This window comes from Sodaliphilus sp. (assembly GCF_045598405.1).
Classification (GTDB): domain Bacteria; phylum Bacteroidota; class Bacteroidia; order Bacteroidales; family Muribaculaceae; genus Sodaliphilus; species Sodaliphilus limicaballi.
Genome location: NZ_JAZLLZ010000031.1, coordinates 1 through 9,546, shown reverse-complemented (window position 1 = coordinate 9,546; position 9,546 = coordinate 1). Strand labels below are relative to the sequence as shown.

General features: G+C 46.3%; 13 protein-coding genes. 9 read left to right on the top strand and 4 right to left on the bottom strand.

Annotated elements, in window-relative coordinates; all coding sequences use genetic code 11:
- From ACKI3C_RS02745 to ACKI3C_RS02730, 4 genes are all read right to left on the bottom strand, one after another.
- The coding region (locus ACKI3C_RS02745) for a transposase (protein ID WP_407401803.1) at window positions 1-689 on the bottom strand (689 nt) is incomplete at its 3' end.
- Window positions 643-1,077: a hypothetical protein gene (locus ACKI3C_RS02740; RefSeq protein ID WP_407401801.1), complete on the bottom strand. Its 435-nt coding sequence runs from the start codon at window positions 1,075-1,077 to the stop codon at window positions 643-645. The genes ACKI3C_RS02745 and ACKI3C_RS02740, both read right to left, overlap by 47 nt.
- A gap of 244 nt (window positions 1,078-1,321) precedes the next feature.
- A complete protein-coding gene (locus ACKI3C_RS02735; protein WP_407401799.1) occupies window positions 1,322-1,819 on the bottom strand; it encodes a hypothetical protein in 498 nt (165 codons plus the stop codon).
- Between the two features lie 143 nt (window positions 1,820-1,962).
- Window positions 1,963-2,298, bottom strand: a complete 336-nt coding sequence (locus ACKI3C_RS02730; RefSeq protein ID WP_407401797.1) for a helix-turn-helix domain-containing protein — start codon at window positions 2,296-2,298, stop codon at window positions 1,963-1,965.
- A 156-nt stretch (window positions 2,299-2,454) separates the two neighbouring features.
- On the opposite strand from ACKI3C_RS02730, the gene ACKI3C_RS02725 reads away from it, so the two are divergent.
- The 9 genes from ACKI3C_RS02725 to ACKI3C_RS02685 all read left to right on the top strand — a co-directional run bounded on the left by ACKI3C_RS02725 (window position 2,455) and on the right by ACKI3C_RS02685 (window position 9,237).
- The gene (locus ACKI3C_RS02725; RefSeq protein ID WP_407401795.1) at window positions 2,455-2,706 is read left to right on the top strand and encodes a hypothetical protein; all 252 of its coding nucleotides are present in this window, start codon (window positions 2,455-2,457) and stop codon (window positions 2,704-2,706) included.
- A gap of 16 nt (window positions 2,707-2,722) precedes the next feature.
- Window positions 2,723-3,274, top strand: a complete 552-nt coding sequence (locus tag ACKI3C_RS02720; protein WP_407401793.1) for a helix-turn-helix transcriptional regulator — start codon at window positions 2,723-2,725, stop codon at window positions 3,272-3,274.
- Entirely contained in the window at window positions 3,271-6,306 is a 3,036-nt protein-coding gene (locus ACKI3C_RS02715) for a hypothetical protein (RefSeq protein WP_407401791.1), read from the top strand. The genes ACKI3C_RS02720 and ACKI3C_RS02715 overlap by 4 nt, the downstream gene beginning before the upstream one ends.
- 38 nt (window positions 6,307-6,344) lie before the next feature.
- Window positions 6,345-6,638, top strand: a complete 294-nt coding sequence (locus ACKI3C_RS02710; protein ID WP_407401789.1) for a hypothetical protein — start codon at window positions 6,345-6,347, stop codon at window positions 6,636-6,638.
- Complete coding sequence (locus ACKI3C_RS02705; RefSeq protein WP_407401787.1) at window positions 6,608-6,958, top strand: hypothetical protein; 351 nt, start codon at window positions 6,608-6,610, stop codon at window positions 6,956-6,958. The genes ACKI3C_RS02710 and ACKI3C_RS02705 overlap by 31 nt, the downstream gene beginning before the upstream one ends.
- Window positions 6,959-7,054: 96 nt before the next feature.
- A complete protein-coding gene (locus tag ACKI3C_RS02700; RefSeq protein WP_407401785.1) occupies window positions 7,055-7,237 on the top strand; it encodes a type II toxin-antitoxin system HicA family toxin in 183 nt (60 codons plus the stop codon).
- An 81-nt stretch (window positions 7,238-7,318) separates the two neighbouring features.
- A complete protein-coding gene (locus ACKI3C_RS02695; RefSeq protein WP_407401783.1) occupies window positions 7,319-7,717 on the top strand; it encodes a pilus assembly protein HicB in 399 nt (132 codons plus the stop codon).
- 512 nt (window positions 7,718-8,229) lie between these two features.
- Window positions 8,230-8,673: a DUF2335 domain-containing protein gene (locus ACKI3C_RS02690; RefSeq protein ID WP_407401781.1), complete on the top strand. Its 444-nt coding sequence runs from the start codon at window positions 8,230-8,232 to the stop codon at window positions 8,671-8,673.
- 108 nt (window positions 8,674-8,781) lie between these two features.
- Window positions 8,782-9,237, top strand: a complete 456-nt coding sequence (locus tag ACKI3C_RS02685; RefSeq protein WP_407401779.1) for a hypothetical protein — start codon at window positions 8,782-8,784, stop codon at window positions 9,235-9,237.
- The last annotated feature ends 309 nt before the right edge of the window (window positions 9,238-9,546 follow it).

The following is a 9,546-nucleotide window of genomic DNA, read 5'->3' as shown; positions in this document are numbered from 1 at the left end:
AGTATGTGGCGAGCTCTGGTGAAGAGTTCCACCTTCGTATCTCCGTTCGCGAGTTCCTTTGGCTTGAATTGCTCATTGGCACGTTTTCTCTTTCTTCCCCGATTCTCACCTCTTTTCTTGGGGTGGGTCTTACGGTAGTACTCCCTGGCTTTCTTCCTGCGTTTCTTTGCCTTATTGAATTCCGCCTTCTCCTTGCCTTGCTCACTGATGGCCTTACGCTTGAAGCGCATGCGCAGTTCATCAAGCGCATCGCACTGGTTCTTGATGACATGGAATACGTCTATCGTGATGTCTGCCTTGGGAAATGCTGCCTCTACGATGGCGTGCATGGAGTCGGAGTAGTCCATCGTAACCTCCTTGACTGCAAGACGCTTCTCTTCGGGGATCTGCTTCAGGATCTTGATGACGTCAGAAGCCTTTGTGCCACGCACTACCGCAATAAGCGTACCCTTCTTGCCATGGCCATCCTTGTTGGATACAAAGGTGAAAAGGTCGTTCTGATGCATGCTTTCGTCTATGCTCAGATTCTCGCCCATGTTTTCCGGAAGCAGTATCCAGTCGCTGGCGTGCTCTGCCTGTTCCCAGTCACGGAAACCACTAAGGCACTCCTTGTAGTTCTTCTCCAGCGTATTGCCGTTTGTCTTAAAGTATCGCTCCAGAGAGCGGGCCGGTATTGGGTATGTATCCAAATATTTTTTTTAAGACATCCGCAAACTCCTTGGAGTAGCGGGTGCCTTCTGCCGTCAGTTCCTCATGCGGAAGGATGACGCTCTTACCTTCACTGTCAAGCCAACGACGCCGACTGACATGCAGAACTACCTTGCGGTCACGAATAGGAAAGTCATTGATGCACTTTTCCTCCGTGAAGCCATTGGGTCTCATATCATGCCATACGACATCACGCAGATCCCGTTCGGCAAGATGAATGTGGATGATGCATCGTTCAAGGCCTGTTTCTTCTATGATGCCTGTATGCTCATCGACTACATTGGTTACTTCAAAGATGTCAAGAATGCCCTCGGGAAGTATAATACGCGCCAGAGATTTGTAGATGGATGGAGAGGTTGTTGTTGCCATGGTGCAAAGGTACATCTTTTTTTGAGAATCTCTACCGTTGCACTCTGATATTTTAGGTAGTCAGTGCTGTGGATTGCCACGGAAAATATCTACTGAGCCGATATTATCCAAAATACCATTGCTGAATAGTTACCCCATAGACCAATAACACCATACATGTGCATTATATAATTATGTATATTTTAATCAGCGAAATATGCGCGTGAGAATATAATTGAGAAATAGATGCGAGATAAAGAAGAAGTTAATAATATCCTTTGAATTTTCGGGCTGATTTCTTGTCGGCCGAATAGATGTATTTCCTCAGCCTGTAGCGTAGCGACTTGTGGTCGAGTTTGAAACTTAACCTAGGGTCATGCATGTGTTTACTTATTGCGTCGCGCTCTTCACTGCTGAGTACTAGTCCCAGCCTGTCAAGTATTTCTATCGACAGGCTGCCGTGTCGGCGAAATTGCGGTTCGCAGTCGCAAATGTCATGCAGCAGTGAGCACAGCACCAGGCTTTCCTGGCCCACCTTCACTGCATGAGGAAACCTGGACTCATACTTGTCGCGTTTAGCAATAGCCATTTTGAGTGTTTGCAGTGAGTGATCGGCCAGACCGCCCATGTAGAGGTGGTGGCTGTGGCAGTGTTTCTTGAAGAAAACGTCGTCATGGGTCATGTAGGTAATCACGTTTTCGATTCCTTCACGACCGGTGCCTTTGAGCAAGTCTATAATAATGTCTTTAACCTTGTGCTGCATGTGAAAAAATATAGAAAAAGAGCAAGTCGTCACGTGTGGCGAAATGCTCTTTTAATAAAAGAGTCGGGGTGAGAGGACAAATATACATTTTGTTTTAGTACCTCTACAAATTGTTTGATACAACGGTGATGGCTCATTATGAATTATTGCTGTCCCGTTTTTGTCCCGTTTTGCGCCATTAGTATCTGAATGGTACGCTCCTTCTCTGCAAGCAGTTGCTTGAGCGTTGCCACTTCTCCTGCGCTGATTGTTACGGCTGCTTGAGCCGACCCTATCAGCGAAGTAGCATGAACCTCTGATACCGACACGCCACCGTTCTCTTCGAAGAAGTGAGAAACGGGCACGCCTATCAGTTTACATATACGATCCAGCAAGGCACAATCAATGCTGTCCTTGCGCATTATGGCCGAGAGATAAGTGGGTGTTATGCCCAGTTCGTCGGCAATTTCTTTTTTGATGAGATGCTTGTTCTCAATCAATCTTTTTAGTTCGTTTCCGATGGATAACATATAAAACAAATAGTTAATATTTCTAAAATATTTAGTTTTAATTAAAACAAATAGTTTTAGTCTCTAAATTTATTTATACATTTGCACTTGTAAAGTTAATACAAATAATTTAATTATAAGTGCAAAATGAGTAAAAAAGCATTAAACAAATCACAAAAGGCTGAAATAACGAAAGACTGTACAGCCTTGTCAAATTTCCTCGCCCCCATGACAAGGGCAGAGAAGACTGTTGCTATCGATCGTATATGTGAAGGGTGTTATGTCCCTCGCCACACAGTGTGGAACTGGATTAATCGTTTATCACGCATTCCAGAACTTCACAAGCGCAAAATTGAGGAAATTTTTTCAATGAGCATCTTTGATAATACAACTATTTGAGAAAAATGACATGAACATGCCATTGAGTATAGAGTTTTATTCTTACGAAAACGAGCTCTGGTATCGTGAGCCCAGTGGAAAGACTGAACGGCTCACCGAACGCCATCACGAGATTATATCAAGTGTGCTCGAGAGAATAGAACATTTCTACCCCAAGGCTTATGTAGCCCTGGGCAAAGAATATGAGCGATGCCTGCCCAACCTGTCGCTGTATCGTTTCAGGATAGTGCAACGCTTCTGCCGGTGCAATTTCGGAAACATCGACAATGTTGCTGACATTGACAGTTACGGACGATTCCATCTTGAGCGTGTGCCGTGCCCCCTGCGTGGCGAGTGCCGCATGGAGGGCATCATCTGTAGCCCGGAGTTCAACAGCAGGTTGAGCGAGTCGGAGTTGCGAGTGCTCAAACTGTGGTACCAAGGCTTTACCAAGGAGGAAATAGCCGAGGACCTATACTTATCAATCCACACAGTAAATAATCATATCCGTAACGCTTTTGCAAGGCTGGGCTTACACGAGAAAGCCGAGTTCTTCAGGTATGCGGAATCAAATAATCTATTCAAATGAGTTATTACTCTGAATTAACGATAAAGAAGCTGCGCGACGATGCCGATATCAGATACTGCGTTCCTGGTGCTGATGTATCTCGCATGACCTCTTATGTGAGGTGCCCGAACTGTGGTGCTGAAGGCAAGGGTAAAGGTCTCTGTGTGACCCATGGTCGTGGCAAGAACCTTGCCAAGTGTTTCAAGTGTGATTTTACACTGAGCGATGCCATTGCTGCTACGATGTATTTCCAATGCAACGAGGACAAATCCCGATATACCGAAGCCATAAAGATGACCGCCGACGCTTGCGGTATCTTCATCATGAATGAGCATGAGCGTCGCGAGAGCACGGTAAAGACTTACCGCAAGAGCATCGCCAAGAGTTTCTGCGAGTCACAGTTGGAGGCTTCGGGTCTCACTGTAGATGATGTCATGGTCAAGGTTAAGGACACCGTCAACGGCGAGGTGGTGGAGCGACTGGAGCCATCGATGCGCAAGGGTGGTCTTGACCGCCGTGGCAACCTGTTCCCGGGCGATGATGAAATGCTCATCTATTACTATCGCCTCGATGGTACCATGGAAATGTACCCCACTCGAGGACTCCGAGGCGCATTGCGCCCTTATATACGTGTACGCTGGAGCAACCCATCGCTGCACACTCCCGAGGGCAGCAGCCGTGAAAACAAGTACCAGACTCCGGCAGGTGCGCCCACCAAGTTTTACTTCCCTCAGCGCATTCGTGACCTGTACCAGAGCGAGACCGAAATCACCACTCTCGTTATCCAAGAGGGTGAGAAGAAAGCCGAGAAGGCTTGTAAGCACGGTGTGCCAAGCATCGCCATTCAAGGCATTTTCAACATTGGCAACAAGGAAACTGGTTTGCCCCAGGATCTTCAATACATCATCCAGCGGTGCAAGGTCAAGAATGTGGTGCTCATGATGGACAGCGACTGGGACCACTTGAGCCGTAACCTGCAACCCGACGAAGCGGTTGACTACCGCCCTCGCATGTTTGCAGCAGCAGCCATCAAGTTCAAGAAATATGTCAATTCTCTGCACAATATTGGCGTGAATGTTGATATATTCTTCGGTCATGTCAACGAGAACCCTGCGGGTGACAAAGGTGTTGACGACCTGCTTGTGGGCACGCTCAAGGGCAACGAGCAGGCACTGGCAGCCGACATTGATTTTGCCTTGCATTCTCACGATGGCATCGCCACCTACTGCTCGCTGCACAACATCTCCACATTGAGCAATCAGCAGATCCAGGACTTTTGGCTGCTCAATGATCATGAGGCTTTCCTTGAGAAATACCGCGAACGGTTGCAGCCGCTAAAGACTTTCAAGTTCAACCGCTTCCTCTATAAGATTGATACCAACGGCAACGCCGTGCTTGCGTCAAAGGTGGCCGCTGGCAAGGAGTTTTGGTCAGTCAATGTCAACGAGAACACCGGCAAGTCAACAGTAACCCTTGACACATACGAGGCGTTGAAGTTTATCGAGGACGCAGGCTTCTATCGCATCCACACTGCCGACCTTGAGGCTGGCGCATTCTCATTTGTCCGCATCGAGGACGGCGTGGTCTATCCGTCAAGTGCCGTCGAGATCCGCGAGTTCGTGTGGGCATATATCCTGATGAGCACCAAGGACGCTAATGTGCGCAACCATTTCTCGGCACGACTCACTAGCGACCTGAGCAACGACAAGCTGGAGCGTCTTGAACGCATCGAGGACACCTTCGACAACTTCATGCCCTATGTCCAGAACCTCTATTTCAAGAACGGCATGCTCTCGATTACACCGCAGGGCATCCGTTGGGACGATGTGATAATGGGACAGGTGTGGAACGACAAGGTCATCAAGCACAAGTTTGAGCGTGTTGCCATTATCGACCATGTGGAGTATAGCGAGACCGAGGGTTTCAAAGTGTTCCCCACCGAGGCTGGCAACCGCTGTGACTTCTTCCAGTTCCTCACGATGGTGAGCAACTTCTGGCACGAGAAGCAAGGACCGCTCTCGGCTACCGAACAGATGGAGTTCTCGCAGCATCTCATGAACAAGATCACCGCCATGGGCTACCTGTTGAGCGATTATAAGTACCAGACCGAATTGAAGGCGGTAATCGCTATGGACGGCGAACTGAGCGATGTGGGACAGAGCAATGGCCGCACGGGTAAATCGCTTATTGGCAAGGCTCTCTCCTACATGATGGAGCAGACAAGTATCGACGGACGCAGCACCAAGAATGACTTAATCTATACCCTCGTGACGCTGCGCACACGCAATGTGTTTATGGACGATGTCAATGTGAATTTCAACTTCGAACGCTTCTATTTTGCCATCACTGGCGACCTCAATGTGAAAGTCAAGGGTGGAGGACGCTTCACCATCAACAGCGAGCATAGCCCGAAATTCTATATTACCACCAATCATGCCATCAACGGCTCACAGTCTCGCAGTTCGCAGGAACGCATCATCTACATGAGTTTCTCCAACTACTTCAACGACACCCGTCACCCCATCGATGTGTTCGGGCATCAGTTCTTTGCCGACTGGGACACCGAGCAGTGGAACCTCTTCTACAACTTCATGGCAGAGTGCGTGTATCTCTACTTCGCATCGATGAACAACGGTTGGAGCCGTCCCGGTCAGGGTGCAGTGCTGCCGCCCATGCACGACATCATGCTGCGCACGCTGCGCCAGCAGATGAGCGAGAGCATCTACCAATGGGCTGAGGTATATTTCGACCAGACTGGCCACTTCATCAACAACAAGGTTCCTCGTGGCGATATGTTCCGCGACTTCAAGGAGCATTTCCCCGATGCTCGCTCTGGTATTAGCCAGGCTAATTTCAAGACCAAGTTGTGTTTCTACTGTCAGTTCAAGGGCTGGCATTTCAACCCTCAGAAACTCAACAAGGAGGGCAAGAGTTACCGCCACTGGGCTGCTGAGCACCCGGGCGAGAGTTTCATCGGACTTGCCGACAAGAGCGGCGGTGTGGAATACTTCTCGATCTACGACACCGAGCACGCCAACAACGAACCATTCTAATTTCCCAATAATCTTTTTACACTATGCAACTATCAAGAATGACAGTAATCTTAGAAGTGGCTTGCCGTGTGTGCGGATGCAGCGTGCGGCAAGCCAAGGGCAGCGACCGACGGGCAAAGGTGATGAACGCCCGCTATATCTTTTTCCTGGTTGCCCAGTCTGAGGGCGCACGGCAATTTGAATCGCTGTGGTTCCTCAACCGCTCAAAGTGCGTGGGCTACCACTACAGCAAGACCGCCCGCAACTTTGAGCAAAATGACACCGCCTTCCAGAAACTGCTCGCTAAAACAAGAAAACTACTATGCCAGTCAACGAATACGAACATCTGTTAGTGCGCAATTACTACACCGACGGCGGTGATATGCGAGATTACAACTCGCTGCGTGTCTATAACGACCGCACTGAGAGCGTCACAGTCCTCACAGCCGAGGTCGCAGGCAAATGGGCGGTTGGCTACCAACTGTTCTTTGCCAACGGACGGCATGCCGAACGACTCCCGAACCTCGAATACGGTTACTGCCGATCCGAGCGCGAGGCGTTGCTGTGGTTCCTGGGCTACTGCAAGATGTGGAAGCAGTATTTCACTGCCGACACCATGCAAGCCATCGAGCACAAAATGCACGACCTCGCCCAGTCATCCCTGTTCACTTGAAAAAACACAATTTTTTCGAAAATAAATATATAATAATTTTGATATATCACAAATTTGTTATATCTTTGCATTGTCAAATTAAACGAGATAATTAACATGAAATGGTCAGAACTAACAAAAATCGCAGTTGCAAAAGGATTCCAATTCCAAAAGCACGGAAAGAAACACGATGAGTACTACAACCCGGACACAGGCGTTAAAATCCAGATCGAGCGACACTGGAGCCAAGAAGTAAGACCGGGGCTGATGAAAGAACTGAAGAGAATCATCGGTTTCTAAACACAAAGGGGGAGCAACCCTCCCCCTTGTTTCCAAAAGATAAAATTAAAGATAGATAATAAATAATTAGCACTACATAACATGAAAGTAAAGATTGAGAAACAGAGCGACGGCACATATATCGCCTACAACATTGGCGGTGTCAAGGTGCAGCTCATTGGCTCGGGCGACACTGTTGCCGAGGCCAAAGAAGATTTCATGAACTCAGTCCAGGAAATCACCGAGAGTTATGCCGAGGATGGCGTTGAGGTTCCCGCAGAATTGAGCGAAGCCATCGAGTTCAACTTTGACATCAGTTCGCTGTTTGAATACTACAGCGTGATTAACATCAGTGCCTTTGCCAAGATGGTTGGCATCAACGACAGTCTGCTCAGGCAGTACAAGCGCGGCAACACCTACATCAGCGACGCCCAGCTCGGTAAAATCGAGGAAGGCATCCACAAGTTAGGTAAAGAACTATCAAGTCTGCGTCTCGTTTAATTTGACACCTAAACACCGATCGCAGATCACCGAGGGCGCATCACATTCACGATGCGCCCTCTTTCTAAAGCAAGTTGAACAACATTGTTGATACACAATGTAAATGTTAAAAATATATGTTATCGCTTAATATTAAAGTAAAAAGTTTATTGTTACGATGGAAAAATGGAAATATTTGTGTAACTTTGCCAATGATTGATTGATAGTAAATTTGTGTGGTAATACAATATTTGCGTTTTAAGTGCGTTTATAAAAGCAAATCACTTTAATGATTATGGATAATAATACATACGTTATGGACCAATCTTCTGCACATATAATGCGTAAATACAATGCTCTTAACAGAGTCTATCGTCACGCATATATAGAAGGATTAATTAGTTGTCTACCGATAGCACACAGCACCCGAATTAGAATGTTCAAACAGCGTGATAATGATTCACAGGGTATTGTAGTAGCATGGCGTGCTGTGGGGAATGCAATTGGTAATGCTATGCTAAAAGTTAGGTGATATGTCTCAAAACAAAGAAAATAAAAAGCATAAAGACTCGCAACCTGTTCCGGCGGCGCAGAATACAATTGAACCTTCAAACGATGCAGAAGGCATTCCCGCTTCGTTGCAGGAATTTGTTGATGTTATGCCCGATGAAAAGAAGAAAGATTTTCTTAATGCTCTTGTAAGCATTGAACGTTCTTCTAGTTTTGCAGGCCCTTTGCCTCACCCCGATTTATATGGTGGTTACGAAAAGGTTCTTCCAGGATCTGCTAATAGGATTCTTGCTATGGCCGAGAAGCAATTAGATTGTGATGCAGAAGTCCGTAAAATGGAACAGAAAACCAATTCGGAAATTGTTAAAGGTGTGAATTCTGCACAAAAACGAGGGCAATACATGGGGTTTGCCGTTGTTATTTTTGTCGCCGTCCTGGCTGCTTTCATGATACAGGTGAAGCCATAAAAGTCAAGAAAGAGGTAGAAGTTGAGCGTACCACTAGTAATCGAATCGTTGAAGAGCAGCTCAAGCAAGAGATGGAATTATTCCTAACCGAACTAAGAACTCAATCGAATGGTTAAACTATTAATCCGGCTGATAATAGCTGTCATAGTATCGTTGATACTGGTTGCTATTGGTGTAAAAGGCAATTCTGTAGTTGTGCAGACGCTTTTTACTGTGCTTGGTATTGTGTTTTCCATCGCGATGAGTTTGCTGGTCTCGTTCGGTCTATCCAAGATATTGAATAAACGCATTCGTTCAAAGCTCCGAGAATCAATTAGCAAAACAAGGAATAGCCTATTATTGGATTTTTCTATATCAACCCTTATACTCGTTGTCTCTTTGCTGTGGGATACTTCTTCACTAATTTACGAAATAAAAGGGCTTCGTATTGATGTTATGCTTTTTGCTGTATGTGTAATCGCGATGTCATTGCTTTATGAAATATATAATTTCCGTAGGATCCATAATTTGCATTCAGACATTGAGGATGCTATTGTCAAAGAAAAAACGACATTATCTGCATAATGGAATTGGATAATGTCTAATGTTGTACCGACAATCAGCGACGAGAAAATCTATAGTGGGTTTTATAACATGTCCGCAATTTGAATCAATAGAATGTGGAATATTCATTTGCTTTCTCTATAATAAATAACAGCCATTGTACATAGTCGAGTACCTCGATTGCGCGACTTAGCCCAACTTTGACGGCTTGATTTGGTTTTCTTTGCTGGTTCAGCGAGTTGCGCTTTGGGGTTTGCGTTACTGTGTACTACAAAGTTTTTTTCTCTTTCTGAATGGCATCGTTTTGTATTTTAGTCGTTGGTATATGTC